This is a genomic window from Campylobacter concisus (genome assembly GCF_003048535.1).
Classification (GTDB): domain Bacteria; phylum Campylobacterota; class Campylobacteria; order Campylobacterales; family Campylobacteraceae; genus Campylobacter_A; species Campylobacter_A concisus_S.
This window is the reverse complement of sequence record NZ_PIRQ01000001.1, coordinates 290441-315096: the sequence shown is the minus strand read 5'-3', so window position 1 is coordinate 315096 and position 24656 is coordinate 290441. Positions and strand designations below refer to the sequence as shown.

The 24656-nt window shown below is 39.9% G+C and carries 37 protein-coding genes; all 37 read right to left on the bottom strand.

Going from position 1 to position 24656, the window contains the following annotated elements; genetic code table 11:
- Nucleotides 1–111: 111 nt before the first annotated feature.
- On the bottom strand, nt 112–666 hold the full coding sequence (locus CVS93_RS01745) for a putative peptidoglycan-binding domain-containing protein (RefSeq protein ID WP_107686333.1): 555 nt from the start codon (nt 664–666) through the stop codon (nt 112–114).
- A 10-nt stretch (nt 667–676) separates the two neighbouring features.
- Nucleotides 677–1033: a phage holin family protein gene (locus tag CVS93_RS01740; protein ID WP_107686332.1), complete on the bottom strand. Its 357-nt coding sequence runs from the start codon at nt 1031–1033 to the stop codon at nt 677–679.
- Between the two features lie 313 nt (nt 1034–1346).
- Nucleotides 1347–1700 (bottom strand): hypothetical protein, encoded by a 354-nt coding sequence (locus tag CVS93_RS01735; protein WP_107686331.1) that lies wholly within the window; start codon nt 1698–1700, stop codon nt 1347–1349.
- On the bottom strand, nt 1687–2331 hold the full coding sequence (locus CVS93_RS01730) for a hypothetical protein (RefSeq protein ID WP_107686330.1): 645 nt from the start codon (nt 2329–2331) through the stop codon (nt 1687–1689). The genes CVS93_RS01735 and CVS93_RS01730 overlap by 14 nt, the downstream gene beginning before the upstream one ends.
- Entirely contained in the window at nt 2331–2480 is a 150-nt protein-coding gene (locus CVS93_RS09785; protein WP_199907223.1) for a hypothetical protein, read from the bottom strand. The genes CVS93_RS01730 and CVS93_RS09785 overlap by 1 nt, the downstream gene beginning before the upstream one ends.
- The gene (locus tag CVS93_RS01725) at nt 2477–2743 is read right to left on the bottom strand and encodes a hypothetical protein (RefSeq protein ID WP_107686329.1); all 267 of its coding nucleotides are present in this window, start codon (nt 2741–2743) and stop codon (nt 2477–2479) included. The genes CVS93_RS09785 and CVS93_RS01725 overlap by 4 nt, the downstream gene beginning before the upstream one ends.
- Complete coding sequence (locus CVS93_RS01720) at nt 2740–3183, bottom strand: hypothetical protein (protein WP_107686328.1); 444 nt, start codon at nt 3181–3183, stop codon at nt 2740–2742. Before CVS93_RS01720 ends, CVS93_RS01725 begins: the two co-directional genes overlap by 4 nt.
- 8 nt (nt 3184–3191) lie before the next feature.
- Nucleotides 3192–4013, bottom strand: a complete 822-nt coding sequence (locus CVS93_RS01715) for a phage tail protein (RefSeq protein ID WP_107686327.1) — start codon at nt 4011–4013, stop codon at nt 3192–3194.
- Nucleotides 4013–4651, bottom strand: coding sequence for a DUF2612 domain-containing protein (locus CVS93_RS01710; RefSeq protein WP_107686326.1), 639 nt, complete (start codon nt 4649–4651; stop codon nt 4013–4015). The genes CVS93_RS01715 and CVS93_RS01710 overlap by 1 nt, the downstream gene beginning before the upstream one ends.
- Nucleotides 4651–5766: a baseplate J/gp47 family protein gene (locus CVS93_RS01705; protein WP_159071505.1), complete on the bottom strand. Its 1116-nt coding sequence runs from the start codon at nt 5764–5766 to the stop codon at nt 4651–4653. The genes CVS93_RS01710 and CVS93_RS01705 overlap by 1 nt, the downstream gene beginning before the upstream one ends.
- Nucleotides 5759–6097, bottom strand: coding sequence for a hypothetical protein (locus CVS93_RS01700; RefSeq protein ID WP_107686324.1), 339 nt, complete (start codon nt 6095–6097; stop codon nt 5759–5761). Before CVS93_RS01700 ends, CVS93_RS01705 begins: the two co-directional genes overlap by 8 nt.
- Nucleotides 6098–6775, bottom strand: coding sequence for a Gp138 family membrane-puncturing spike protein (locus tag CVS93_RS01695; RefSeq protein WP_107686323.1), 678 nt, complete (start codon nt 6773–6775; stop codon nt 6098–6100). It abuts the gene before it with no gap.
- Nucleotides 6772–7602 (bottom strand): phage protein, encoded by an 831-nt coding sequence (locus tag CVS93_RS01690; protein ID WP_107686322.1) that lies wholly within the window; start codon nt 7600–7602, stop codon nt 6772–6774. The genes CVS93_RS01695 and CVS93_RS01690 overlap by 4 nt, the downstream gene beginning before the upstream one ends.
- A complete protein-coding gene (locus CVS93_RS01685; protein WP_107686321.1) occupies nt 7599–7949 on the bottom strand; it encodes a phage baseplate plug protein in 351 nt (116 codons plus the stop codon). Before CVS93_RS01685 ends, CVS93_RS01690 begins: the two co-directional genes overlap by 4 nt.
- A complete protein-coding gene (locus CVS93_RS01680) occupies nt 7946–8641 on the bottom strand; it encodes a phage baseplate protein (RefSeq protein ID WP_107686320.1) in 696 nt (231 codons plus the stop codon). The genes CVS93_RS01685 and CVS93_RS01680 overlap by 4 nt, the downstream gene beginning before the upstream one ends.
- Nucleotides 8641–10125, bottom strand: a complete 1485-nt coding sequence (locus CVS93_RS01675) for a hypothetical protein (protein WP_107686319.1) — start codon at nt 10123–10125, stop codon at nt 8641–8643. Before CVS93_RS01675 ends, CVS93_RS01680 begins: the two co-directional genes overlap by 1 nt.
- 79 nt (nt 10126–10204) lie before the next feature.
- Nucleotides 10205–10342: a hypothetical protein gene (locus CVS93_RS09735; protein ID WP_159071504.1), complete on the bottom strand. Its 138-nt coding sequence runs from the start codon at nt 10340–10342 to the stop codon at nt 10205–10207.
- Between the two features lie 26 nt (nt 10343–10368).
- Nucleotides 10369–10773, bottom strand: coding sequence for a putative phage tail assembly chaperone (locus tag CVS93_RS01670; RefSeq protein ID WP_107686318.1), 405 nt, complete (start codon nt 10771–10773; stop codon nt 10369–10371).
- Nucleotides 10773–11207: a phage protein gene (locus tag CVS93_RS01665; protein ID WP_107686317.1), complete on the bottom strand. Its 435-nt coding sequence runs from the start codon at nt 11205–11207 to the stop codon at nt 10773–10775. Before CVS93_RS01665 ends, CVS93_RS01670 begins: the two co-directional genes overlap by 1 nt.
- An 11-nt stretch (nt 11208–11218) precedes the next feature.
- On the bottom strand, nt 11219–12724 hold the full coding sequence (locus CVS93_RS01660; RefSeq protein WP_107686316.1) for a DUF3383 domain-containing protein: 1506 nt from the start codon (nt 12722–12724) through the stop codon (nt 11219–11221).
- Entirely contained in the window at nt 12721–13164 is a 444-nt protein-coding gene (locus tag CVS93_RS01655; protein WP_107686315.1) for an LIC_12616 family protein, read from the bottom strand. The genes CVS93_RS01660 and CVS93_RS01655 overlap by 4 nt, the downstream gene beginning before the upstream one ends.
- On the bottom strand, nt 13151–13468 hold the full coding sequence (locus CVS93_RS01650; protein WP_084109846.1) for a hypothetical protein: 318 nt from the start codon (nt 13466–13468) through the stop codon (nt 13151–13153). Before CVS93_RS01650 ends, CVS93_RS01655 begins: the two co-directional genes overlap by 14 nt.
- The gene (locus CVS93_RS01645) at nt 13465–13893 is read right to left on the bottom strand and encodes a hypothetical protein (RefSeq protein WP_107686314.1); all 429 of its coding nucleotides are present in this window, start codon (nt 13891–13893) and stop codon (nt 13465–13467) included. Before CVS93_RS01645 ends, CVS93_RS01650 begins: the two co-directional genes overlap by 4 nt.
- Nucleotides 13890–14261, bottom strand: a complete 372-nt coding sequence (locus CVS93_RS01640; RefSeq protein WP_107686313.1) for a DUF4054 domain-containing protein — start codon at nt 14259–14261, stop codon at nt 13890–13892. The genes CVS93_RS01645 and CVS93_RS01640 overlap by 4 nt, the downstream gene beginning before the upstream one ends.
- Before the next feature lie 2 nt (nt 14262–14263).
- Nucleotides 14264–15211 carry a major capsid family protein gene (locus tag CVS93_RS01635; protein WP_107686312.1) on the bottom strand — a complete coding sequence of 316 codons (948 nt, stop codon included), beginning with the start codon at nt 15209–15211 and terminating at the stop codon, nt 14264–14266.
- A 1-nt stretch (nt 15212) separates the two neighbouring features.
- A complete protein-coding gene (locus CVS93_RS01630; protein WP_107686311.1) occupies nt 15213–15656 on the bottom strand; it encodes a hypothetical protein in 444 nt (147 codons plus the stop codon).
- Nucleotides 15656–16774 (bottom strand): DUF2213 domain-containing protein, encoded by a 1119-nt coding sequence (locus tag CVS93_RS01625; protein ID WP_107686310.1) that lies wholly within the window; start codon nt 16772–16774, stop codon nt 15656–15658. The genes CVS93_RS01630 and CVS93_RS01625 overlap by 1 nt, the downstream gene beginning before the upstream one ends.
- A complete protein-coding gene (locus tag CVS93_RS01620) occupies nt 16775–17440 on the bottom strand; it encodes a phage minor head protein (RefSeq protein WP_159071503.1) in 666 nt (221 codons plus the stop codon).
- Between the two features lie 139 nt (nt 17441–17579).
- Nucleotides 17580–18815: an anti-CBASS protein Acb1 family protein gene (locus CVS93_RS01615; protein ID WP_107686308.1), complete on the bottom strand. Its 1236-nt coding sequence runs from the start codon at nt 18813–18815 to the stop codon at nt 17580–17582.
- 45 nt (nt 18816–18860) lie between these two features.
- Nucleotides 18861–20081, bottom strand: coding sequence for a PBSX family phage terminase large subunit (locus tag CVS93_RS01610; protein WP_107686307.1), 1221 nt, complete (start codon nt 20079–20081; stop codon nt 18861–18863).
- Nucleotides 20078–20563 (bottom strand): hypothetical protein, encoded by a 486-nt coding sequence (locus CVS93_RS01605; protein WP_199907222.1) that lies wholly within the window; start codon nt 20561–20563, stop codon nt 20078–20080. Before CVS93_RS01605 ends, CVS93_RS01610 begins: the two co-directional genes overlap by 4 nt.
- Nucleotides 20564–20930: 367 nt before the next feature.
- Entirely contained in the window at nt 20931–21311 is a 381-nt protein-coding gene (locus tag CVS93_RS01595) for a DUF1064 domain-containing protein (RefSeq protein WP_107686304.1), read from the bottom strand.
- Nucleotides 21280–21540 (bottom strand): hypothetical protein, encoded by a 261-nt coding sequence (locus tag CVS93_RS01590; protein ID WP_107686303.1) that lies wholly within the window; start codon nt 21538–21540, stop codon nt 21280–21282. The genes CVS93_RS01595 and CVS93_RS01590 overlap by 32 nt, the downstream gene beginning before the upstream one ends.
- A complete protein-coding gene (locus CVS93_RS01585; protein ID WP_107686302.1) occupies nt 21537–22556 on the bottom strand; it encodes a DNA adenine methylase in 1020 nt (339 codons plus the stop codon). The genes CVS93_RS01590 and CVS93_RS01585 overlap by 4 nt, the downstream gene beginning before the upstream one ends.
- The gene (locus CVS93_RS01580; RefSeq protein ID WP_107686301.1) at nt 22553–23164 is read right to left on the bottom strand and encodes a DNA cytosine methyltransferase; all 612 of its coding nucleotides are present in this window, start codon (nt 23162–23164) and stop codon (nt 22553–22555) included. Before CVS93_RS01580 ends, CVS93_RS01585 begins: the two co-directional genes overlap by 4 nt.
- A 1-nt stretch (nt 23165) precedes the next feature.
- Entirely contained in the window at nt 23166–23816 is a 651-nt protein-coding gene (locus tag CVS93_RS01575; protein WP_107686300.1) for a hypothetical protein, read from the bottom strand.
- Nucleotides 23813–24652, bottom strand: a complete 840-nt coding sequence (locus CVS93_RS01570; RefSeq protein WP_107686299.1) for a phage replisome organizer N-terminal domain-containing protein — start codon at nt 24650–24652, stop codon at nt 23813–23815. The genes CVS93_RS01575 and CVS93_RS01570 overlap by 4 nt, the downstream gene beginning before the upstream one ends.
- Nucleotides 24653–24656 lie beyond the last annotated feature (4 nt).

Genomic DNA, 24656 nt, shown 5'->3' with positions numbered 1-24656 from the left:
ATCTATAAGTAGTGGCGGACAGAGAGGGATTTGAAAAATCAACTCTTATTACGTAATAAACGCTATTTTAAAAATATTAGTCAGCTAAAAAGTCAGCAAAAAAGATATTTTTTACACTTTTTCGGCTCTATTAATCCAGCCTCTTTCATATCTAGCCAAAGTTGGATTAGCTGACATAATAGCTCGATAATATGCTATTTCTGCTCGGTCGTAGTCTTTATCAAAACTCACTTCATTATACGCATTTATCGCGGCTAGAGTATTAGCGCCTAAAATGCCGTCCATTGTAACGCCTACAACCTTTTGGGCTGCTTTAATAGCGTTTTTACACCCAGCATTTACGCCAAATATAAATATTTCCGCCTGCTTTTGATAGCTGTTTATTTCATCAAGCCTCATAGCGTCCCAATAGTTAGCCTTGTAGAATTTCCCCACAAGCTCAACTAAGGCGTCGTCGTTATATAGGGCGACGCTAGCCTTTTCAAGATTGCCGTATGCGTTGATAGCTGCCCTAACTTGCCCCCAGCCTTGCCAGTTTGGGTGAGCGGCTTCATAAATACCCATAAAAGTTAAGCCTTTTTCTGTTGGGTTTTTATGTAGTGCGTCTTTAGGGCTGTTAAACTCTAGGCTCATTAATGTACAAAATGCGTTAGTAAAATTTTTCATTTTTTATCCTTTAAAAATTTAAATCTTTGGGTGGCTTAGGTGGGAAGTCGTCATAACTGCCAAAGCTACTGATCTTTTTATCTATTACTTTATCAACCACAGCGCGTATCCACGCTGTTCCACGCCAAGAAAAAAAGCCGCCGACTGCAAGACTAAATCGATCATTATTGTTTGTAAAAAATGATGCTATTTCAAAAAATATCCAGCAAATAAAGCTCGAGCTAATAGTATCAACTATAAAATTTACTACTTTACGCTCTCTATTTATGGTTTGTTCTTTGTTGTTTATAGACCCTAGCGCTCCACCTAGAAGGCCGACAACTACAACCCAAAAATAAATTCCTAATTTGCTGACAAGATCCTCCATTATCCGCTCTTTTTTTTAAAATTTATATGTAAAAATATACATTATTAGGACGGATAATATTATTTCTACTACAACCATCTTATTTAGCCAAAATTTCTTAGTACTTTTTATGATCGCTTCCATTTACGCACCCTTATGCTTTTATTGTTTGTCTCTTTTTGTTTCATAATCTTTTATAGCTTCTAGCTGGTCTACACAAGTCTTATACCCACTATAAACATCTATTAGTAACACACCAGCTTCATTCTGATTTGTTACGTTTCTATCTGAAATGATAGGCGCATTAAGCAAGTGATTAGGTATCTTGTCATACTTATTTGCTACTTCCTGCTTGTTTACGCAACCCATCAAGCACATAAGATACGCTAAGGTTAAGAGCGTTAGACATATCCTTTTTATCTTCATTTAGCACCCTTTCTTTAACTTTATTTGTTTTTAGCTCTAAAGCTTGTTTTTGTTTGCTGGCTTTCTCTATAATATCAAGCTTAAGAGATATGAGCCTATCTTGCTCATTTATCTCATCTTTTAGCCTAAGGTTCATCTTATCACTGGCACTTAATCTCTCTTTGGTAACACTTAGCTCATTATCTAAGCTTTGATACCTATTCCCAAGAAATAGGGTAGTTAGTAGCAAGAAGCCACTAAGATATAAACTAGGGCTTAGCATTATTACTCCCTCGCACCCTTTTAAACGGATTTATCGCCCACACACTCTTTAAAAATGCCTTGTCGTCTGGCTGCATAAACGTGGCTTTGTTATATTCGTTCATCTCTGCCACGTCGAGCAATTTCCAGCCGACGTAGATACGACAATAAAAGCCACTTAAAAAGCCTTTGTATCGGATCGTTTTGAAAAGTCCAAAACGAGTGCGACCATCTTTAAGCTTGCAAGTAACTTTACAAAAATCACTTATCACTCCACCATTGCTTGTAACTTTGATATTGCCTTGCACTCTTACACTTGATGGTTCTATCTCGCTCACTTTTACGCCGTTTATTCTGCTTGAAAAGTAGCCGATACGATTTCTATATAGCCACCTAAGACGTGCAAAATACGTCCTATTTTTGCCATTTGGATAGTGTTCTTTACGCCATCCACTATCACCATTGATAGCGGAGTTTTCGCCGTTGTAATAGTCGCTAGCGTCCTCAAAGTATCGCGCCCACTTTGGTAAGCGATCACTTTGCTTATCACAAAATACTAGAGCAATAGGTACTACTACCCAGCTTAACAGTTCGAGTGGCAATTCAATGGCAATAATTCCAAAGAGCTGTAAAAACTCTTTAAATTTAAGCATTACTCGTCCTTTTTATCTTTTGGCTTCTCATTCTCTTTTGTTTCGCTCTGTTTGTATTCTGGGCACTTAGGACACTCGCTCCAAGTGCAAGCGCCGTCTTTATCCAGCTTTGATGCGCAAATTTCGCACCTTTTTACTTTTCCTCTCATTTCCTATCCTTTTGTGTTGGTCTAGTTTGAACCACATCTGTGAATTCGTCTTTGTCTAAGTACCAGAACGGTTTTTTACCGTCCTCGTATTGAAATTTGGCAAAGTCATCTGGGTGCGCTCCAAGGTGCGCAAATACGCGAAAGATATTGGTCATATTCGAGCTGTCCCAGCCCTCGCATTTTCTAGCTCTTAGGAAAATCACGATAGGGCAAAGTAAAATGCCCAGAATTAGGGATAGTACACAGATTAAAAAATAGCTCATTTTAAACCCTCTCTTTGAGCGATTAGCTCTTTATACTCTGCTCTTAGACTTTCAAGCACGGCATTGTTACCGATTATAAGAGCGTGGCGGATATAGTTCTCGCACTCATTAATTTCGTTTTCAAGCTCTGCTAGTTGCATAGCTTTTTCATCTACCTTTGGCTCTTTGTTTAGCCCCTTTTCTTGTCCTAGTTCGGTTATGGTCACGGCGTTGTTCTCGTCGTCATAGTAGGTTTCGCCGCGCTCGTCTTTGATTTGCTCCCACTTGCCATTAGTAAAAACGTTTACAAAGCCAGTTTTTGGCTCAGTTGGTGCGATCTGTGTTGCGTTTGGAGGCATTAGATAGATCGTTTCGCCTTTACTACTTGCTAGTGGATCTATTTGTGCTTCTACCTCGTATAGATACTCGTTGTTTTGGGTGTTATAAATATAAATTTTCATCATTGCTCCTAGTATTTAATTAACACAACTACGGACATATTGTATGGCCTTGTTTCGTTTGCAGTTCTAGGTTCACCATTTTTACCATCAGGTGTAGGTTCTGAAACAATGCTATTATTTTTTCTAGTTCCTGGCTTATTTGAGGTATTGCCTGTAACATTGTAACTCCACCCAACTTCGGATGCATTATCTCTCCATGCGTGAAAGTGTCCTTGGAATGCGTCTTGTTGAGCTGCGCCAAGGGCAGCAGCGTTGCCGCCTGTTGACCTCATGAATTTGCCATCGCTAAAGTTTGGCAGTAAGAATTTATCGCCACTTCGCCCGTATGTGTACCCTATAGCTGCGAAAAGCGCAGCATATGTTGTTTTGTCAAGCGCCGATCCGTCGCAGCGTAAAAATCCATCTGGAGTATTTGAGTTTGAGCTATATAAAAGATAGCTTCCGACTGGTATGCCATCCTTTAATTGTGATTTTTTTACAAATAGATTGTCACACCATTTTTGAGTCGCCACAATATCCCAAATTGTCGCCTCGTTTGCTGGGTTTTTGTTTGTATTTTGGCTTTTTGCCACATATACAACCCCGTTTAAACTAACGACCGCTCCGACCGGGTATTCTAAATCTTTATCCCACTCGGCAACGCCTCGTTGCAATTGATAGGCAATTGACTTATCCACACGGTTAAAAGCGGCGTTAAAATACTCCATAGGCGGGATAAAGCCTAAATTTTCGGTTACGCCCCAGCCTCTTTTAACATTTGGAAACTCTACGATTTCGCCGTCTTTTGCATCACTAGCGAAAATCTCATTTTTCGGTTTTTCGTATATCATTACTGCTCCTTATATATTCTTGCAAATTTGCCAACACCAAAGGCCAAGTTGGCTTTATTTTGCTTGAAGCCAAAGCATTTTTTGTCAGCGATTAGTATCACGTTTAGCCCTACACCTACTGGGCGAGCTAAAATGTCGTTTTTAAAAATTAGGTTTATTAAAAATTGTGTCGTCTTGGCGTTTTTCAAGACTAAATTTAGGGTCATATCGTAATTGTCAAATATGAAGTTACCAGCCCCTAATAAAAACTCTAGCGACTTGTAGCTATTCTCTAGTGTCCCAGTTTGGTAGTTTTTGATGATTTTTGCTTTTATTAAAAATCTATAATCGCTATCGTTGAGATAAAAACTACCTTTTAAAGAGTTGCCTAGGCGGTAAAATTCGCCCTTATTAAAACCTTGTTTTTTCTCGGCTTGGGTAAAGGCGAAAAAATCTTTTAATATAAGATTTTGTTGTTCTCTGCTTACGCCTACGTGGCGACCGACTAAATCTAAAGCGTACCCGCTTGCTGTATCAATATTCAAAATTTCGGCTACTTTTATGGCGTCGTCAAAGGTTTTATATACTTCATCATTTAAAAGTTTTGCGGTCGCTCTAGCCCTTGACTTTTTGCGGTATTGCCAAATTAGCTCAACCATTACACTACCGCCAAATCAATATCGTTTTTGTTAATAACGCATATCTCACGCACTGCTACCGGCAGGCTTTGTCCGCCATTTATTGTAAATTGCGTAACCTCAAACCCCTTAACGTCGTTTATTATGCTATATAAGCGGCTAATATAAACGTCCTCACCTATATTGAAAACATGGCTAGATAGTAGCTCTTTAATTTTATCGGTGTTTATATCCGTTGCGCCCTCTGTGCGTTTTATACGCAAAAATATTCTAGGGTTTATCTGCGTTGGGCGGTCAAATTTAACCTCACGCTTAGCACCTAAAAACTCAATTTCTAGTTTTGTTTGTCCTTGTACGCCGCAGCCGCCTATTTTTTTTCTTAAAATCGCCTCGCCTATTGCTGTATCGTCGCCACCTAAAACAATAGCATTTAGGCTATGTGGCTCTACTCCGTTAGCGTCTGTTTGGTTAGTGTAGTTTTCTAAAACCTTGCATTGTTTTACGCCCTTTAGGTTAAGCAGGTAACTCTCTAGCCCTTGGCGCTCGTCGTTGTTGTTTATGCTATGGCTTTGCATAAATCTAAGCAAAAGTTCGCCGTCGCTTTCCTCATCAGCCCCTAGTGTTGAGTTTTTAGTAGCTACTATTCTATCGACGCCTAGGATTATCTCTTGCATTTCTAGCTCGTCTTGCTCGTTTAGGATAAACGCTCCTGTTTCTTGGCTAGTTACGCTAACGGCTTTTGACCCCTCTGCCCCTAGTGTTACTTCATAGTCAGTTACCCACAAATCGCTGTTTTTATCTTTTAAAATTGTGCCTTTTTTGATAGTTGTTCCACTAGCTCCATGTATTGTAACGCCACTAGCTCTGCTATAATCTGCCGTTTTTCTTAAAAGCCCTGCATAAGCTACGCGCTGGTCTAGCCACTCGCCAGTCGCTAAGTATGGATCTAACATTTGTACGATAAAAGTAAGCACTTGATTGACCTCACTTAATGCTTCGCTAAATAGTCCAATCATTTGCCCGTCTGGTGTTGATGATCCTAACTCTAAATTTTCGCCGTAAATCGCCTTGAAGCCATTTTCTAAACGCTCTTTTATAGTCTCTAATTCATCAATTATTATTCTATTTTCACTCACTCGCATTTATATATAACCTTTGGCTTTCGTCGTAAATATCCCTATATTGCACCTCAATAGTTGCCTTGCGTTCGTTTAGGTTTATGTTTAAAATCTCTAAACTACTAACGCCCTCAACGCTTAAGATTTGCCTTTTTATTTCATCTCGCATTTTGTCTGTGTTGGGATTTTTTGATAAATAGTTAAACCACCTAACACCATTTTCAAAATCCAAAAACCAGTCATTGTAAAGGCTTAAAATTTGCGTTTTAACGTTTTGGGCTATTGCAGCACTATCCGCTTTATGCCTTAGTAACCAATCGCCCTCGCTATCTATCGCCCTTACTTTCACTTACTCCCCTTGGTTTGGTTGTGTGGTTGTGCCACCACTATCGCCACCGTGCGTATGGTTTTTTAAACTCACCCCACTAGCGATCACATCTTTAGCCGTCATTGTGCCATTAGTTATACTATTGCCCTCGACTTGTGAAAAATTGCCAACTAGGTTTTTATTCCCTATTTGTTTGTAGTCGCCCGTCTGCTCTATGTTGCCCTTGATTATGATTTTCCCCTCGGTTAGTTTTAGGTAGGTGCTTTTACTTAGTGTTCGCATGCAAACGCCGTCTAAATCCACATCTTTAACCGCCTCTGGTCGTGGGCTAAAGCCAGTTAAAAAGAAGCCGTCCGAGTAGTCGTGTAGTCTAAAATCTAGTGGCTCACTTTTTGCTGCACTAGCAAACCAGCCATCAATGCAACGCTCAGCAAATACACAAAGTCCGTGATCGCCCTTTCTTATCGGCGTAGTAATCACAAAATCGCCACCCCTAAAAAATTGCACTGGCACATCATCTATCGGAGGTAATGGCACGCTCACGCCGTCACGTTTTAGCTCGTTTATCATTAGTTCGACTTGCACCGTATTATCGCCTGCGTTAAATTTAAGCACCTTAGCAGGTAGCGCCGTATGCACCCCTGCTTCAAAGCTTAATAATCCGCTATCAAAAATCTGCGTTAAATTTGGATTGTTCATTTTTTCTCTACTTTATTAAATTTTCCATTTATTGCGATTAATTCCGTTTGCCACGTATCGTTTAGAAAATCGCCACTATGTGTTAGCTGGGTGATCTTATAATCGCCGTCATATTCACTTAAAATTGATTGTATACACACTAGCGAGCCAATATTTAGTTTTGGGTTTAATAAGCACGTAACCCTTAGTCCGTCGTCAGTTTTTTCTGGGCTATTAATCAACCCGGTTTGTTCGCTTAAAACAAAGCCCTCGCTATCGTTTAAAATTTTGTTCTTTGGTAAAATATTTAAATTGCCATCTAATATATGCCAGTTAGCGTCGTTATTTTTGGCTACGTGCTTTAAATAATCCTTTATATCGCCACTCAATACTTTGCACCTTGGCAGGGCTTTATCTTTCGGCAAATCCACCACGCCTTGCTTTGAGCTTGACATTGCTTTAACGCACATATTTACTACATCGCTATCTTTTACGCCAGCTTTTAGCGTCGTGTATACCCTAGATTTTGAATAGTCATTTTGCCCGTCGCCGCACTCAATATGCGTAATAAAATCTAAATCATTACGGCTAGTGTAAGCCTGCGTTATTTGCCCCGCAAAAATTAATCTCGGCTCGTCATAGCCTGCAAATAATTTCACTTGGTTAAAAATCTTATTCGCTATTTGGTTGCGATTGTTGGTATTTAGGTTATAAATTTCTATTTTGCTAGTATTCGGCTCTTCGCTTATCGTTTTTTCGATGCTAAAACTAATTGCGAGGTTGTCTATCACTATGCTTTGCTTATTATTGCCTATTTCTAAGCGGTAGCGTCTGCCATATTGCCTCACGTCCTATCCTTTGCTATCTCACTCATTGCTGTGTTAAACTCTTTTTTGCTTACGGCGTAAAGCTTCAAGCGTTCGCCTAGCTCGCTAAAATCTACGCAATTAACGCCACTTTTTGTGGTATCAACTAGCATTAAAACAAAAGGTAGGTTTTTATTAATAAGACTAGGAGCATTAACCGCCAAGCCTTTGTTAAAAACCAAAATTTTATTTGCATTTAGATCGGTTAAATCAAATTGCCAAACTGCGCCAACTTCGTTATATTTGAGAGTTAGCTCTAGTTCCATATCAAATATGTTAAAATTTTGCGTTTGTTTTAACTCGTGTGTTGTTGGTATTTCGTAAATCAAAATATATCCTTTAAAAGGCTTGTTTTCTTTTGTTTTGGCTCGGTCTTGCCTAAATTTACACCTCTTTTACCTACGTTTAGCCCTTTAGCTGTTTTTGTTTCTACTATAAAAACCTCCTCGAGCGTGAGCGTAACATCAGCGTATAGATCGCTTTCAGTGGTTACCTCTATGCTTGTAATTAGCATATTCCTATATGTTTTTAACCCTGTTGTTACGATCAAAAACTCGCCGCTCTTTTGCACTTCCAAAAGCTTTTTATATAGGCTTTGTAGTCTATTTTTAGCGGCGCTGTTGTCCTTATTCTCTTTTCCGTCAGTTAAAAATGGTGCTATTTCGCGTATTTTCTTATCAACGCCAAAAATCCTAGCGTATCGCATCGCTTCGTTTTTTATATGCTTTACATTGTTGTAGAGTTTGTATGCCTTTTGGGTAAAACGATGAGCGGTTTTTATATATGGCAGGTTAAAACGGACTACTTGCATAATCTCGTCAAATTGTGTAAAGCTAGGTGGCTCATAAGCCACTATTTTGCCCTTGATTGTTATTTCTTTCGGCTCTAATACGGCGTGGTCTGCCACATTTGCACCGCTTTCAATAGGGTTTTTGGTAGTGCGAAGCGTGCTTTTATTGTTTTCTTGCTCGGTTGCATCTAATCTAAACGTGCCTATCTTACGGCTTGTTACTTCAATCATTAATAGCCACCTCCCACATTATGATAAGCAGCTGCTAAATTTAATTGATTTTGTTTTTGCATTATGCGCTCAACCATTTCAGGATTTTGGGTTGTTATGTTGTATGTATTTGTTATATCTCCACTATTGTATGTATTCGTTCGATTGTTATCTGCGTATTGCGTCGCTAGTGCTGCTTTTGGTGTATCGTTGCCAAAGCCAAATAAATTTTTTGTTCCCTCCCACATATCTTTAGCGGTCTGACCTATATCAAAATTTTTAACGGCGTTGATAATCGGGGCTATGTACTCGTCATATTGTTTTTTAATCCATTTAAATGGCACTTCAAAGGCCTTAAGGATAGCGTCACCCACGTCTTTAAAACCTTTTTTTGTTAGCTCCCAATCGCCCGTAAAAATGCCATATAACACTTCAAAGAGAGCAATTATTGCATTTACGCTTTCAGTAATAAAATTAACCACAAAATCCCAAACTTCTTTAATCGTTGGTTCGATTTCTTTATATAACGCTATGGCTTTTTTGCCCCACTCGATACAAGGCTTCCAATAGTCGCCAAATAAACTTTCGCCGCCGTCTAAATAGGTCATTAGATCATCAATTAGTAAAATAAGACCGCCTATTAGTATAATTACCCAGCCGATCGGGTTGGTTAAAAACGCCGCTAGCATTGCACGCTTAACGACCGCTAAGACACCAACAAGAATTAATAGCGCTGCTTTCCAGCCTATCGTGCTATTTATTACTTTATTTAAAAATCTAAACGTGTTTGTAAATACTTGCCCTAGCTTCAATATCCACTTAAAGACATTAGTTAATCCCTCGACCACCAGCGCCTTATTTGCTTTTAGAAAGTTGTTAAAACCTTTTAGGCTTTGATTGACGACTGGGATTAATTTTAATGCTACTTGCGTAGTAATAGACTGCATTGCCGTCTTACTTTCTTGCAAGCGGTCTTGGTATTCTTTTGCCTGATCTATTTCGGCTTGGGTTATATTAAACAATTTATTTTTTTGCTTAGCTAGCTCTTGGATATTTTGAAGTGGCACGGTTAGATAATTTGCTATTAGCCCACTTGCTGCCGTTGCTGCTGCACCGATTAGTAAAAACTTGTTTCTTATCCCGTCAAACTCTTGTTTTAGCCCAATAGCTGGCTTTTTTTCGGTTAGTTTTTTAGTCTCTTTCGCTGCTTCTTTTGCTTTCTCGCCGACCTTTTCCTCTGCTTCTGCCACTTCATGAAAACCTGCAGCGAGTTCCTCGGCTTGCTCTTTAGCTTCCTCGCACCACTCTACGCCTTTATTTTTGGCTTGCTCTAATTTTGCTATTAGCTCGGCATTTCTTTCCATGCCAGCTTTTACCGCGTCGCTAATAGGCTGGGCTGTTTGTTTAGCTATGCTAGAGACATTTTTTAACCCTTGCTCTATCTGCTTTATCTTGCCACTATCAACATCAAATCCGATCTTATAAAGAAATTCATCTAATAGCACTATATATCCTTTTAAGGGCATATTAGAGCAAATTTTAATAATGGGTTCGGCTTGTGTGTAGAAAATAAAGGAGTGAGCCTTATTGTTTTTCTAAGGCTCGACGTTCCTCGTTTAGTAGCTCGATAATAACCTCGTGCATTGCGATACCGTCCTCGAAGTCGTAGACGGTGCGTAGATCGTTTAGCGTGGCGTAACCTTTAACAATCGGTAGCCACATTATCCAATCTATTTCAAGGTCGCCTTTTACACTTTGTTTAGGTAGGCTGTTATACCCGTTAAGGATTTTGCCCCAGCGGGCAAGAAGTCTAAAAAATGGTATTTTAACCCCTCTAAAATAAGCTGAGCATAATCGCCTCTGTTGGCGTTAAAATGCGTTTCGGCTTGGCTAACATTTCTTAATAGTATTTCGCCACCCTCTGCGTTTATCACGCTAGCGTATTTCAAAATAAAATTTTCTACGCCGCTAAACGCTGCACTGCCTATATTAGCTATAATTTGCCCTACGTCAATATTTACGTCCTCACCCTGCATTTTGATAGCGTCTTTGGCTAGCCCCAAAAGGCTTTGCAACTGCGTTTTGGTCTCAAAAAAATTAGCACTTCTTAAAACGTATTTATTTGAATTTATGATTAACTCGTATGTTTGCATTAGTTACCAGCTCCATTTTCTAAGCGTTTGCTTATTCTTTCAAAGGCGATTTTAAACTCGGTTGGGTTGTGAGCGTCACCTCTTTTTAGTCCGCCGTCATTTACGAAAAAGCCATTTAGCCCACTTAGCTCATCGCCGTTTAGCGTGTCCTTAAACTCCATTGTCATAGGGCTAAAGTTTTTAAACTCTGTACGCTGTTGATTATAAAGGTCTTGTAAAAATTTACAATCCTCACTATGTTGTAGAAGTTTTAGGGTTAGCGTGCCACTTTGGTTGCAACTACCCGTAAAAACACCCCTACCGCTAGCGCCTATTGTATAAGCTCCTGCATCGGCTGCGTTTTCTATGCTTATTACGTCGCTTCCGTCTGCATAAGCGGTTATCTCGTAGCCGTTTAGTAATAAAACGATCGTATCGTGTTGGTATCTTGCCATTTTAGCCCCTTTTATCTATTGTAATTTATCAAAATATCGACGCTGTGTATCGCGCCTGCTAGCTTAATTGCGACATTGATCGGCACTGACTTTCTAGCCTCGCGATCTGCTTGTAGTTGCTCGGTGTAGCTAGGGCTGTAAACGTAGTATCCTAAATCCAAATAATCACCGCTTTCTAGTGTGCCAACTGGATCACCGCGCCATTGTCCTGGAGCAATAAAGCCATTTTTAACAAATTGCTCGCAAACTTGCTTAACCGCTGCTATTAGCCTTACTTGCCCCTTATCGGTTTGTGGCACTTTTTTAGCACCCTTAAGCACATTGAAAACGGCTATTTGGGTGCGATTATTAAAAGCGTCAAGTCCTACGGTTTCGTCTATAAATTTACCGCCTAAAGCCACACCCTCGGCTATCATACTTACGCCGTCATAATCGGTATAATAATTTACGCCTAGTTTGTCGCATTTTTCGGCTAAATTTAGCGTGATAGTTTCATCGGTGCCAGCTGTTTTTAGGTTTTTAAACTTCATTGTTTGGGCTGTGTTTGATCCCTCCCAATTAGTGCTTAATGCCTTAGCTAGCAATTCAGCACCTGCGTGCTCGTCGCCAGTGTTGTTGTATGTTGCAAAAAAGCGACCGCTATCTTTATCGGCTATCTTTTTTATCACGTTTGTATTCACGCTTTCAAGCTGTGCTTTACGTGTGATCGTATAGCCTGCTACGCTTGGGTTTTGCACTGAAGTGATCCACTCGTTAAGCTCTGCTACTTCCTCGTCTGCCAAAATAGCTGACGAATAAACGCCGTAAAAGCCTTGTGTTGCGTTGAATAATTTATCTAACGCCTCGCTTAGGCTCTCTTTTTTCTGTGTTATGCTGTCTTTGCCTGCGTAAATATCGCTCTTACCGCTAACTAGGTTTAAAAGCACACCTACAAAATCGCCGCTATCCGCTTTCTCAAAATAGCCTAGTCTTGTGTTGTCATTTTTGCCAGACGTTGCTGCTCTAATTATGAAGCGGTTACCCTCTGCGTCATATACCGCCTTTATTCCGTCTTTGCTAATCGCCGCTGTTAGTTTTGTTGCCACCGCCTCAAAATCTACACACGAGCTAAAATCCAAATTTGTATAAACTTTATCCGCGCCGCCTACGTTTAGCTTAAAGCTTCCGCTTGTGATAGCTTTTAATTTATTAATGCCTACATTAAGCGCCGAGCCTCTTAGTTCGTTTGCCGTTGCTTGTGTTGTCTTATTCTCTTTTACCCACTTAGCAACGATTGCCTTTTTAACACCGCTTACGCTAAAAATAGCTTTGGCGGCTTTAGTTACTCTGCTTTCACTGCCAAAATTTAGCGCGGCGTCATTTGCACTAGCAATACTTATAAATCTTGTATTCACATCATCGTAAGCCTCGCACCAGTCGTCGCTTAGAATAGCGATCACGCTAAAATCTCTATTCTTTGCGATTTGCCCTTGCTCGTTTAGTTGGATATTTACTATCCTTTTTATCGTTAAACTCATCTATTTACCTTTATGCCAAAATTTGCCGTTTTAATCTCGGCTGTTTTTATCTCGTTTTGAGAAACTTCCACCCTATTTATGTAGCTTAATGTTAAATCTATACTAGCTCGCTCCTCTACGCCACCGCCTACTATTTGGCTTAAGTTCCTAATAGGGCTAATCGTTACTAGCCCTAAGCCTAAAATTTTAAGCTCCTTTAAGCACTCGCTAGAGTAAAAAAGGGTATTTAATTTTTCGATTATAAAGTTCGCGTTTTTGCCAAAAGCATTTACGCCAACTACGGCTTCACGCGTTGAAGTGATAACCTCTTTCTCGCCCTCTATAAATTTATATTCTCGCCCTTTTTGCGTGCTGGTTAATAAATGCAATGTTAAATAAGCCGCCTTATCATTTAGCGTTTTGGAGTAGCTGTCACGCACTAGGCTTTCATCTACGTTCAAAGCCTTGGCTATCAAAACTTTCAAGCCCGTCAAATCTAACGCCTGCAAAGTTTTTGTATCCATATTCGCTCCAATCTTGCATATTAATAATGCGGTAATTTACGCCTTTGTAAGTTATTACATCTTGCAAATTTAGGTTAAATTTTGTATCTATCCTAACTGCTTCTTTGTATCTTTCTCCCTCTGGCAACCTTTGCATTTCGTCATTACTTAAAAACTGCACCACCGCCTTAAACTCGTCATCGCCCCTTTTGATAACTTGACAAAAATCGCTATCCTCTATTAGCTCGCTAACGTTTATCATTTTCGCACCTCGTAAGTGATAGAATTTAGCAACTGCCCTGTATCAATTAGGGGCTTTGAGCTTTTTTTATGTTTAATCGTGGCTGGCTTTAAAGCTGGGCTTATGCCGCTAGTTACTGCCTCTTTGCTTATCCCTTTAGCTTCCTCGCCTACATATCCTAGCGCCGTTTCTAGCGATATTTCACCTGCAATAAATTTTCCTATTGCGTTTTTTGCCAAATTAGCCACCGCTTCGGCATTGTTTATCAAAGGCTTACGCAAAAATGAGCGCTCGGGGATATTGTGAGCGGGGCTGCCAAACTCGTGGATCATAGCTAAATCTGCGTTGGTTAGCTCGTCGCTTCTAGCATTGCTTTTAGCGGTTACGCCTACCACCACGCTAAGCCCTTTTAACTCGGTTATCTTGCCCTCTAGTTTTTCGATCATCTAACTAGCCCAAAATGTGGAGTTACTAGCTTTTTAAGCTCTAGGTAGCGTTGTCCGTATTTGGTTAAATAGTAGCTTCCGCTTTCGCTCTCAAAGCCAGTTTTGCCACTTGTATAACTTACGCTTAGGCTACCTACGGCTTTACTGCCTATTTCACGCAATGGCTGAGGGCTAGTTGTCGCTTCCGTGTTTAAAGCCCCCTGCATTGCCAAAATATGAGCCGCTAAGTGTAAAACGCCGACCTCGTAAAAACGCCCCCAAATTTTCTCGGTAACTTGTAGCTTTGCCTCGTCTAAACTTAGCTCTATGCGTGTTTCATCTACCGCTTGAAACTCAGGGAATTTATTTAAAAAATCGGCTATTGTCATTGTTAAGCCTTGTAATTTACGTAAGCCACTTTGTCAAGCTGGCGAATTAATGTACCCGTAAATTTAGCTTTAACGGCGATTTCCCAGCTTAGCACGCTTCTTTGAAATGGTTGCATTGCTGTTGGTGATAAAGCCCAGTCAGTGCTTAGCACGTCCTCGCTCTTTGTATATACAACGGCGCGGTTTTTGCCCTTGCCACCACCTAAGCCTTGCGCAAAGCCTAAAGGTATGCCAACGATATTGACATCAACGCCCGTGCTTTGCAATAGTGCCTCTTTAACAGCGGTTAGTGCATTTACGCCACCATTTACCGCACCAATAGAGTTGTCATATTTGCTAGCTAGTGCCATAAGGTCTTTGCTATCAATAGCGATCGTATTAGGGATTAATAGTCCGCCGTTTTGCTCGTAGCCAAACTCAATTAGCGACAAGAAAAATGCTCTAGCTTCTGCACCAGTCATTGCACTAATAGCCGCCCCAGCTGTTAGGTCTTTTGCTTTTACACTAGTGTTATTTAGCAAGCCTTGCACCGCACCGACCTTTGCGTGACCGACAAGAGCTGTTTTTTGCATCGTAAGAAGTGCTACACGCTCAAGGTTGCTAAGATTTGCTGTGTCTAGTTCAATATCTAGTCTTTTAGCTCTAGCTACTGCCTCGTTAGTATAAACCGCTGACTTAGCCCATATTAGGTATAGACCTTTTTTAGCTGTAATGTTTAAACCCTCGGTTTCTAGTGCCGTTGTGTTTTCGTCAATTAAGCCTTTTTCTAAATCTTGAGTGCCCTCAATCTCGCCATAATCTAGTGCGTCTATACTCTCGTCGCCTTTTTGTGTAATAGGCACAAAATTAGCTAGTTGCACTTCTGGATATTCACGCTCTTTAAAGCCCTCGTTAAAGCTAGCCGCCGCTGACGCAAGCTGGCTTAAAATTTCCTCATCTCTTAGTTTCATATTATTCCTTTCTCATTAGTTTTACAAGATCGCCGCTTACTTCGGTTACGTAAAATTTGTCTTTAGCTGCTGTCACTGCTAGCGTTGCTGCTTTAGCTACCTTGCCAGCGTCTGCACCTGCTGTTGCTTCTACTTGGATAGTGTCTCCAACCGCTAAGCCGTGATTTTCTTTACCTTGCACCCAAACTTCACTACCATAAGAGATTGATAAAACGCTCATAACCTCGCTCGGCTTGTTTTCGCTCTTTGTTCCCATTTTAAGGCTAACACCCATAATCTGATCGGTTGCTTTACTTATTTTTGCTACGCCGCCGTCTTTGCTAGTTACAAATACGCCAAAAGGGATAACCTCGGTATCGTTATTTACATAAGCTAGTGCTACTACGGCACTTTCGCCTGCCCTAGCCACTTGTCCTGCAAAAGCTCTTTTATCTAAATAGCCCATTATTTACCTCCAAATTTTTTATTTAAATCGATTTTATTAGGCTTAGCGTCGTAGAATTTATCTAGTACGCTGCCGCTGTTATCTTTATTTTTAGCACTTACACGCATACCCATATAAATAGCTTTAATCTCGCTATCACTTAGTTTTTTAAGCTCATCGGCATTAAATGCTTTACTATCTAGGATTACCGCCTCATAAACGCCCCTAGCGTTCTTAGCGTCGCTTAGCTTTACATGGCTAAAATTTGCTTTAGCGTCTGTTACGGCTTCGGTTGTTGCTGCCTCGCCTTTTAGTTTTTCGATTTCAGCCTTTAGCTCTGCGTTTTCTTTTTCCAACGCTTCAACTTTAGCTTTTAGCTCCGCGATTTCTGCGTTTTCGTCCGTGCCGTCATCGTCTTTTACGCTTTTGGCTTTTACATCTGCTAGCTCAGTTTTTGTTTTTTCAAGCTCTGCTGTTGTTTCGTCTAGTTTTGTGCTTACTTCCTCAGCACCGCTTAATGCTTGCTCTAAAAGATCAACTAGCTCATTATTAGCCTCGTTGGCTTCCTCTACTTTCTCTTTACCGACTTCGTCGTTATCTTTAAACTTTTTGGCTGCTGTCAAAGCGCCTTTTAATTTATTTATGAATTTCATTTTTATCCTTTTGCTATCACCTAATTTACAATCTTTACCAGCTCGCCCCTCGGCTACTACCGCCAAATGATTGCCCCTTATATTCGTTTGCCAAATTTTCCCATCACGCTCTATTAGTTTGCTGTCATATCCGCAACTTACCTCCTTTATTCCTTGTTCTTTTATTATTTTGATCGCTATCTCGTCGTTTATATATGCGTCGCCTACCAAAAAATCGCCCTCACGGCGTACGTTTTGAATATGTCCTATGGCAGCATCTTTCCAGTTCTTGGCGGTTACGTCGTCGTCTGGGTGTGTTAGCGTTAGCGGCTTACCCTCAAAGCTTTTAATTGTTTCAGGGCTAAAAACTTCTTTTTCGTCCCTAAAAACTTTATAAATTTTTCCGTTTGTGCGTCCAATTTCCTCGCCTAGGTATTCCATAGGATGAATACTTGCCATTTTGGCTTTTGTTATTATGTAGCCGTCATCGTTTATTTTAAAATCCATTTATACCCCTATGATTGCTTTTGCAAAACATCGACATTGTATATCAACGCCAGGCTTACATTTCGGCTTGTCCGCCTCTCGTTTTATCCAGGTTTTGCCGCCGTCCTTGCTATACACGCTATCATCATCAAAACGACATAGCACGCCTTGCATATTCGCGTGCGTGTGCCTTACCCTTTCATCTTTCGCCGTCTGCCAAATATAAAGCTTTACGCCTAGATTTTGCATGCGTTCTTGATCTAGCTCGGCGTTAATTTTTGCCGTCTGATCTCTAGCTATTAGCCTGGCTCTGCTCTTACTTACGCCTGTGCGTTCGTGTATGATCGTGGCTAAATTTTCAGCCCTGCCGTTTTTTAAATAGCTTTCTCTTATTGCTTTTTCCACATCGTTTAGGTAGTCATTTTTAACCGAGGTTATTAAACTCACGTTTTTGGCTACATATTCGTCTAGTTTGCCTTTTACGGCGGTATCACCCACAAGCGGTGTTAGGTCTATATCCGTGCCTTTTTGCACGTTTTGAATTAGTCGCTCTTTGTTTGTTTCATTTACTGCACTAACTACACCTCGGCTTAACCTTTTGGCGTAGTCCAATGTGTCAGCTTTTCGTAGCCCGTCTAATATTTGGGTTGTGTGTTCTATTATTTCGGCGTCGGTAGGATTACCCAACAAAAATGCCCTAAGCCTTTTTAATAAAGCCGTTTTTAAAGAGGCTATTAATAGTAATAAAGCGTTGCGATATTTAACCTCTGCACGCTTGCTAGGTTGTACTGGCTTAAACTCTTTATTGCGTTTCTTGTTAAATAGTTCAGATAAGGTCGGTTTCATCGGCTGGCTCGTCTAACTTTTGGGCTAATAGCTCGGCTTCGTTTATATCCTCTAGGCTTATGTTTTTAATTAGCCCCTCATCTTTTAGCTCTTTTAAAATTATCGCCTCGGTTATTACACCCTTATCTAGCAAATTACCAAGCGCTGTGCTTTTTACGTTTAAAATTTCAGCTTTTTCTTTATCGTTTAGGCTGTCGATGCTGTAAAAATCGTATTCTAAGGTTTCGCCTAATATAAACGGATCGATGAAGTCATAAACTTGGCGTAGTAGTGTGTTTTGTAATTCGTTTATCGTTTCATAATACGCTCGGTTGTCTTCCTCGCCACTACTAAATCCGCCTGCCCCCTCGCCAAATAGTATGCTAATAGGGCGGTTTAATGCTCCAGCTACTACAATACAACTCTTGCTCCAAAGCTCGGCTATCCCAGTTAGGTTATTTTCCTTTGTTAAATAGTCGTCCTCCATATCCATAGCGATCGCGTTAGTGTAACTTTTGGCTTCATTTATTAGCCTTAGCCGTTTTAGTATCTCGCCCTCATTACCAGTCGCTATTTGCTCGTTATATCCGTGCATTTTATAGACATCTATTTTGCACTCCTCGATCAAATCGCTAACGCTTAGCGTGATAGTGTCAAACATCTTTATCACATCAAGAGCGGTGGCTATATCGCTTATGCTTTCACGCTGTTTTACGCCATAGCTCTTAATACCCCCTTGCACTATACAAAGACGGCTAACGTGAGTTTTAACGCCCTTTACATCATAAAGGCTAGGTCGGTTAAATTTATGCTCTGCATTTCTTGCCTTAAATTCGCCTTTACCGAATACGATAAATTGTTTAATTGTTTCATTTGGCATTAATGGAAGTTGATAGGTTTCCTCACTTGCGTCAGTTACGGCCAATATTGCAGCTTCGCCATAAAGCAAAACGTTAAAAAGCAGGTCTTTAATAACGCCGTCTATCTCTAGCTTATTACAAGCGTCGTAATACTCTTTTTTGCGTTCCTCGTCTATATCATCCCAGTCGATTTCACGCCCCATTTTTAGCATATCGCCTATTGTCTTTTTAATGTAGCGTTTAGCTATCCAGCCGTTGTTGTAAGCGTTTAGAAGCTGTGTGTTTGTGACTATTAACGGCGTATAATCTCTATTCGCCGTCATTTGCCCTATTTTAGTTACTAGATTTTCTAAGCTATCGGTTATTTTTTGCCCCATTATTCCGCCTTTTATTTTTGATTAATAATAAGGCGTTTTTGGGCGTTAGCTTCGGCTTGTGATGTGCCCCCAAATTGTTGTTTTGCTTTTTATTAGTGGCTCTAAGGCGTAACGTAATGCGTCTATGAAATGGTTATTTTCGTCTAGTATTTGTGGCAATATATCACCGCTGTGTGGATCGGTTTTGTAGCTGTATAATCTAAATTCCCTTGCCGTTTCTACGCAGCGCTCGTGTATTATAATTGTTTCAAAACTACGTATAAACTCTATTCCGTCCTCTATGCTACCTTTGCCTTTTATTGTTGGCGTTATCATGCTTAATCCGTGCCTTTTTAGATAGCTTATACTTTCAGGGCGTGCGTTGTCGGCTCTTATTACATATTTGTGTATATTTTCGATACGTTCTTTTAAAAACTCCGCCGTATAATCAAGCTCTAACCCTACCGCTCCAGCTTCGTGGCTTATATATAGTTTTCGGTCGTGTATATAGCACCTTATCGCCGCTGTCGGATCGTTGGCGAAACCGAAGTCTAAGCCGTGATAAGGGTTGCCTAATCCGTCCGTGTTAAAGCTTTCTACTCTAAACTTACCTTTGAAAATTAGTGCATCGCTCTTGGTATTATACCCACCTAGCCATATATGCTCGTAAGTGTTAGGGTTAAACTTGCGGTCGTATTCTTGCTCATTAAATAGCTCGGTTGGCAAAAAGGGATTATCACTAAAATTTGCGTGTATTAAAATATAATCGGTTGCTTGGTTATCCTGCATTTGTTTAAAAAAACTATCCACTGCGTCCGTTTCGTTTTCAGGGTTCCAGCTAAACCAAAGCTCCGAATTTTCTTTGCGTATAGTTGGACGTAAAAGCTCTAGGCTTCGCTTACTTAGGTTTTGTGCTTCCTCCACCCACGCAACATCAAAGCCCTCTAGCGATTTTATACTATCGGCGGTATGATCTTGCATGCCTTGAAAAATTATTAAGCCATTACCACGCTTAGCTCTAATTTCGGTTAGTGTTATCTCAAAATATTCACTTACTCCTAAGCTGTTTATTTTACTTTCTATTAGGGCTTTTGATGAAAATTTTAATGATCGTTGAATTTCTCTTATGCAAACTATGCGAGCGTCTGGGTTAATTAGCATTGTTTCGATTATACACTCGGCGAAAAAATGGCTTTTCCCACTACCACGTCCGCCCTTAGCCCCTTTGTATCTTTTGTTTTCTAATAGTGGCTCAAAGATTGGAGCAGTGTTTAAATCAATTATCATTTATCAAGCTTTACTATCGTTCGCCTAATTTCGGTTACTTCAGTTTGCTGTGCGTTGGTGTTATTGATAATCGTTTGTGGCTCTTTCCCAAATATGGTTTCTTTATTCCTAGCTGTTATCCTACTGTGAGCTTCAACGTCTGCTATCTTATCGCTCATCTCTAGCATTTCGTCCGCTATTTTCTGATTTCTAAGCGCTGCGTTCTGAAAATAGAGCAAATGCTTAGTCCTTTCATCTACTATTCGCTCAATACTATTCACTTCTATTTGGCTTTTACCCTCTAACGCCCTATTTGTCGCTATCGCAGTATTCACTAAAGTATTCACTATTTCGACATTTTCTTGAGGGATATTCTTACATAGCTTATTAATAGTCGCTGGGCTTAGCTTGTAATTTTTTGCTAGTTGATTTTGGCTTACCCCTGCTTTATAATCAGCTATTATTTGCTCTTTCGTCTTGTCGGTTAATTTTAATTTTCCCACCATCTACCCCTAAAATAAAGTCGGTTGTTGATATTTTTTCTTTTTGTATTTGCGTTTAGGCTTTATAAATTTACTTTGGCACATCTTTCGCCTATCCGCTGACATCCTATGTTTTAATACCCAAGTTAAAAACTCTTTAGGCGTATTTAGTATCGTGTTAAGCTCGTTTTGGTATTTCTTTACCTCGCTTACTCTTAGATTATTAATAACGGTTTCGTCCGTATAAGGGCTATTTAACACCTCCCTTATTAAAAACGAAATTTCCGTTAAATAATAGTGATCCTCTCGATTTTCCCAGTCGGGGTAAAACTTATCGAGCACGGCATAAAATACGTCTAAATGTTTTAAATTAGGCAAATCCATTTATCTAATAAATCCTAAACTCGCCCTCTATTACTCCAAGGGCTATTTTTTTCTCTAGTAGTTTTCGTTTGATTTTAAAAACGTCTGTCTGCATTCCCTTTACGTCCTCTATTATCCTTTTGCCATTTTTAAGACGATAGGTAAAGTCCGCAATGTATCTGATCTCACGCACGGTTCTAAAACCTTGTTTTGTTGTTTCATCTGCTATTGTGTAGCTTGGCATTAGTGTAAAGGGCACTTGGCGGTTTAGTTCGCTGATCTCGCCTGCTCTTTGCATATTTTCAAGCTCTTGGTTGCGTCGCCACTCTTTGGCACTATCAAAGCCTCTGGTCTTGCGGTTGTGGTATTTATTCTTAACAATTGCCGAAACGTTGCCAATTCTCATCAGCTACCTCCTCGTATTTTTCTATGCTTTCCTTTTTGTGTGCGTGACACCATTGATGACACTCTCTACAAACGGCTATTTGCTTGCTGTCGTCCTTATCTGCTCCAAATCTGCCATAGCGTACGTGGTGGCATTCTATGCTTTGTTGTTTCTCGCATATTTGGCAAAGCGGATACGCTTCAAGTAGTCTTAGCTGGTAGGCTCTATTTTCGCTTCTTGTTAGCCTCAAAATAGCCCCTTTGCTCCGCTTTTATAAATCATATAATCAGTTTTCGCTTGTCCAATAGCTAAAACTGCTTGTTTCAGGCTGTATCCTTTAAAAACTTCATCGCCATGCTCCACAAGGTCGTCTATGTATGGCAAAATGTCGCTATTTTCACTTGAGAAAAATATAAAAGGTTCTCGCACTAGCCTAATTAGCTTTAAAAAATCTCTTAGACCCCAAAAGCATTTATAGCCTGCTTTATTTGTTTGCAAATATGGCGGATCTAAGATTAATACAACGTCTTCTTTTTCAAATTCTTTTATCAGCTTTATCGCATCTTTGCGTATTATCTCAACGCCTTTTAAATAACCGTTTGCTTGATATAAAGGCGTTTTTGGGCTGACCATAAAAAACGTTTTTTCTTTTTTAAATTCATCTTCGTTATGAGAATATTTGCCACTAAAAATAAGCTTTGAGCTAAGCGTTAGCCAATCGATAAAATATCCTCTTTTTATGTACCCATCTATAATTTTTATAATTTTTTCTCTATCCTCTTCACTTACTTTTTCATTCTTTTTATATTTTTTTGCGATAGGCTCTATTGCTTGTAAAATCTCGTTTGTCGCCTCTATATTTGCCAGCCTCTGGCTGTAATTATCATAGTCATTGTAAATTACCCTTGCATTAGGATAAATTTGCTTTATATTGTGGCTAAGCAGACCAGAGCCACCAAAAGCATCAATAAAAATTCCGTTTTTATATGGTGCAAACTCGTCTTTTATTAGCTCTCTAAATTGCTTAATGAAGTTTCTTTTTTGTCCTTGAAATGGTAATGGGGCAGCGTTAAATGTATTTATCAAAATAGCCCCCCTTGTGTCATCGTTCTTATGCTTCTCATTCCACTTTCTCATTATTTCAAGCACTCCGCTTGCGTCCTTGCGACTTACCTCAAAGCTATCAAGTATCTTTTTATTTTCGTCTGCTACTTTTGCGATTATGCTCGCTCCACTTTCGGTTATCGTGATATATATGGCTTTCATCTGCTCTCCAAATAACGCTCAAATATCTTTTTGCCTATCTCATAATCAACTTCATTTCTTATAGCCTGGCGTTTATTTGTTATATTAAACTCGCTCAAATCAAGGTCTTTAAAGTCGCCTATTTTAACTTTCTCTATGATCCTGAATTTATCATTACTTAAAAAAAATAGATCAAAATTCGCCCAAAAATAATGTCTGCCTATCTCGGCGGTTGGTCTTATAAGTGGCTCATAGTATGGCACTACGTTTTCAACTACAAAAGCTTTTTTGCAAAACGTCTTAAAATACGAGATAAGCTCATAAAGTCTAAAATCAGGCAATTTTCTAGTATGTTGCCAACGTAAATTGTTGCCAGTATTTAACCTACTATGAGTTTGACACGGAGGGCTAGCCCATATAAAATCAAAATCTAAATAGTTTTTAGCAGCGTAGTCCCAAGCGTCGCCTACTATCACGTTGTCGTTTGGATAACGTTTTGCATAAGCCTTTGCTATTTCAGGGTCAAACTCAACAGCGGTCACTTCTATGCTTATGCCTTTTTCTTTTGCTACGTCGTTCCAAAACTTACGATTACCGCCAAGCCCTGCGAAAAGATTTAAAATTTTCATCTCACGCTCTCTTTGCCATATTCGCCGCAAGGGCAGATAGCCCAAGCCTTAGCCTTGCTCTTGCCTCGTCGCTCATTTCTATCGGTGCGTCTGGATCAGCTGGGAGTAAATTTGCGTTATTCGCCGCTAGCTGGGCTTGTTTTACTTCGCTCTCCCTAGTCTTAATTTGCACTACGCCTATTTTTTCTTGGTGGTCTAGTAGATATTCAAACAAATGTGTTTCTTCGTCGCTTGTTAAGCGTTGAAATACGCCGTTTTCTAACACGCACTCGTTTCTTAAAACGCCGTTTGTATCAACTGAAATTATTGTGCTTTCTAAAAAGCCGCTACCAGTTCCACCATTACAAAGCCTTGTGCCTCTGTAAACTTCTTTACAAAAAGCCGCTAAAGTATCTACGTCGTTAAAAAATCTAAGCCCTTTTTCTCGCATTTTTAAAAATACGATCTTGCTCCACTCCATAGTTGCACGAAAAAGCAAAGCATCTGTATTTTGATACTCTTTGCGATATTTCTCAGCAAAGACTGAAAAATTAATTAGCTCGCTTGTAGCCACGTTTTTTAAAAGCAAAGAGTATTTAGCTAGCCTCGCAGGTGTTAAAAATCCCTTGCTATCGCCATATAATTCACAAATGATTTGTTCTCTATCGCTCATAACGCCATTTTCCTTTCTCCGCTGATTATTTCGTTTGCCACTCTCTCAAAATATGCGTCGTCCATTTCTCCTGCCATTGGGGCTTCTCTTAGGGCTACGCTTGTATTAGTTGGTGTGTTTTTACACTTGCCTCCTCGTTCTCTTTCTGTGCGTTCCCAGTTTCTCATGGCAGCTTGCCAGTCTTTCATCGGATTTTTACCAACTACCCAGCCTTTGCTTTCGTAGAAGTCAAAAAAGACTTCACAATCGACTAGGGCTAAATTTGCTTTTTGCTTGTAGGCGATTAATTCATCTAGCGTTGGTTTTTGAAATCGTTTCGTTGGTTTTTTCTCGCTCTCGCACGCACGCGCACACGTAGAAGCGTTAGCTTCTTCTGTCTCTAACTCTTTCTCTAACTCTAACTCTTTCTCTAGGGTTACGTTTTCGTTACCGCTCGTTACCGCGCCGTTACAATGTAACGCTTTAACCTCTTTTTGTTTAGCTCTAAATTCCCTAACTCTCTTTGCGCTGTCACATTCTTTGCCACTTAGGCTTGCTGCTTCGGGGAGTCTCACGTCTTCGCCTTCGCCTTTTTGCAATAATCCCAAACTCTCAAAGATGGCCATAGCGGCTTTGACATTTATCTCTTGCTCCCTTATTTTTAGTGCGATCTCGGCTTCTATCGTCGGCTCTATACCATCAAAAAATATAACACCGTCATTATCTAGGCTTTTTAATAAAAGCTTAAGATAGATGCAGGTGTAAGTATCTCCACCAGCCACGCTCCTTATTTTTAAAATTTTAGGATCGTCGAAAAAATCTTTTTTTAGCTTTAGCCAATAGTATGTTTTGCTCATTTTT

Excerpts from the sequence above, each read along its gene's own strand:
- CVS93_RS09785 (WP_199907223.1), bottom strand. The coding sequence starts at position 2,480 with ATGAGAGGAAAAGTAAAAAGGTGCGAAATTTGCGCATCAAAGCTGGAT.
- CVS93_RS01615 (WP_107686308.1), bottom strand. The coding sequence starts at position 18,815 with ATGGGGCAAAAAATAACCGATAGCTTAGAAAATCTAGTAACTAAAATA.
- CVS93_RS01650 (WP_084109846.1), bottom strand. The coding sequence starts at position 13,468 with ATGATAAACGTTAGCGAGCTAATAGAGGATAGCGATTTTTGTCAAGTT.
- CVS93_RS01635 (WP_107686312.1), bottom strand. The coding sequence starts at position 15,211 with ATGAAACTAAGAGATGAGGAAATTTTAAGCCAGCTTGCGTCAGCGGCG.
- CVS93_RS01595 (WP_107686304.1), bottom strand. The coding sequence starts at position 21,311 with ATGAGAATTGGCAACGTTTCGGCAATTGTTAAGAATAAATACCACAAC.
- CVS93_RS01725 (WP_107686329.1), bottom strand. The coding sequence starts at position 2,743 with ATGAGCTATTTTTTAATCTGTGTACTATCCCTAATTCTGGGCATTTTA.
- CVS93_RS01740 (WP_107686332.1), bottom strand. The coding sequence starts at position 1,033 with ATGGAGGATCTTGTCAGCAAATTAGGAATTTATTTTTGGGTTGTAGTT.
- CVS93_RS01695 (WP_107686323.1), bottom strand. The coding sequence starts at position 6,775 with ATGAACAATCCAAATTTAACGCAGATTTTTGATAGCGGATTATTAAGC.
- CVS93_RS01670 (WP_107686318.1), bottom strand. The coding sequence starts at position 10,773 with ATGCAAACATACGAGTTAATCATAAATTCAAATAAATACGTTTTAAGA.
- CVS93_RS01630 (WP_107686311.1), bottom strand. The coding sequence starts at position 15,656 with ATGGGCTATTTAGATAAAAGAGCTTTTGCAGGACAAGTGGCTAGGGCA.
- CVS93_RS01580 (WP_107686301.1), bottom strand. The coding sequence starts at position 23,164 with ATGAAAATTTTAAATCTTTTCGCAGGGCTTGGCGGTAATCGTAAGTTT.
- CVS93_RS01570 (WP_107686299.1), bottom strand. The coding sequence starts at position 24,652 with ATGAGCAAAACATACTATTGGCTAAAGCTAAAAAAAGATTTTTTCGAC.
- CVS93_RS01735 (WP_107686331.1), bottom strand. The coding sequence starts at position 1,700 with ATGCTAAGCCCTAGTTTATATCTTAGTGGCTTCTTGCTACTAACTACC.
- CVS93_RS01625 (WP_107686310.1), bottom strand. The coding sequence starts at position 16,774 with ATGGATTTTAAAATAAACGATGACGGCTACATAATAACAAAAGCCAAA.
- CVS93_RS01715 (WP_107686327.1), bottom strand. The coding sequence starts at position 4,013 with ATGATATACGAAAAACCGAAAAATGAGATTTTCGCTAGTGATGCAAAA.
- CVS93_RS01660 (WP_107686316.1), bottom strand. The coding sequence starts at position 12,724 with ATGAGTTTAACGATAAAAAGGATAGTAAATATCCAACTAAACGAGCAA.
- CVS93_RS01645 (WP_107686314.1), bottom strand. The coding sequence starts at position 13,893 with ATGATCGAAAAACTAGAGGGCAAGATAACCGAGTTAAAAGGGCTTAGC.
- CVS93_RS01745 (WP_107686333.1), bottom strand. The coding sequence starts at position 666 with ATGAAAAATTTTACTAACGCATTTTGTACATTAATGAGCCTAGAGTTT.
- CVS93_RS01730 (WP_107686330.1), bottom strand. The coding sequence starts at position 2,331 with ATGCTTAAATTTAAAGAGTTTTTACAGCTCTTTGGAATTATTGCCATT.
- CVS93_RS01680 (WP_107686320.1), bottom strand. The coding sequence starts at position 8,641 with ATGATTGAAGTAACAAGCCGTAAGATAGGCACGTTTAGATTAGATGCA.
- CVS93_RS01710 (WP_107686326.1), bottom strand. The coding sequence starts at position 4,651 with ATGGTTGAGCTAATTTGGCAATACCGCAAAAAGTCAAGGGCTAGAGCG.
- CVS93_RS01610 (WP_107686307.1), bottom strand. The coding sequence starts at position 20,081 with ATGATAATTGATTTAAACACTGCTCCAATCTTTGAGCCACTATTAGAA.
- CVS93_RS09735 (WP_159071504.1), bottom strand. The coding sequence starts at position 10,342 with ATGTGGCTACCGATTGTTAAAGGTTACGCCACGCTAAACGATCTACGC.
- CVS93_RS01640 (WP_107686313.1), bottom strand. The coding sequence starts at position 14,261 with ATGACAATAGCCGATTTTTTAAATAAATTCCCTGAGTTTCAAGCGGTA.
- CVS93_RS01575 (WP_107686300.1), bottom strand. The coding sequence starts at position 23,816 with ATGAGCGATAGAGAACAAATCATTTGTGAATTATATGGCGATAGCAAG.
- CVS93_RS01585 (WP_107686302.1), bottom strand. The coding sequence starts at position 22,556 with ATGAAAGCCATATATATCACGATAACCGAAAGTGGAGCGAGCATAATC.
- CVS93_RS01665 (WP_107686317.1), bottom strand. The coding sequence starts at position 11,207 with ATGGCAAGATACCAACACGATACGATCGTTTTATTACTAAACGGCTAC.
- CVS93_RS01720 (WP_107686328.1), bottom strand. The coding sequence starts at position 3,183 with ATGAAAATTTATATTTATAACACCCAAAACAACGAGTATCTATACGAG.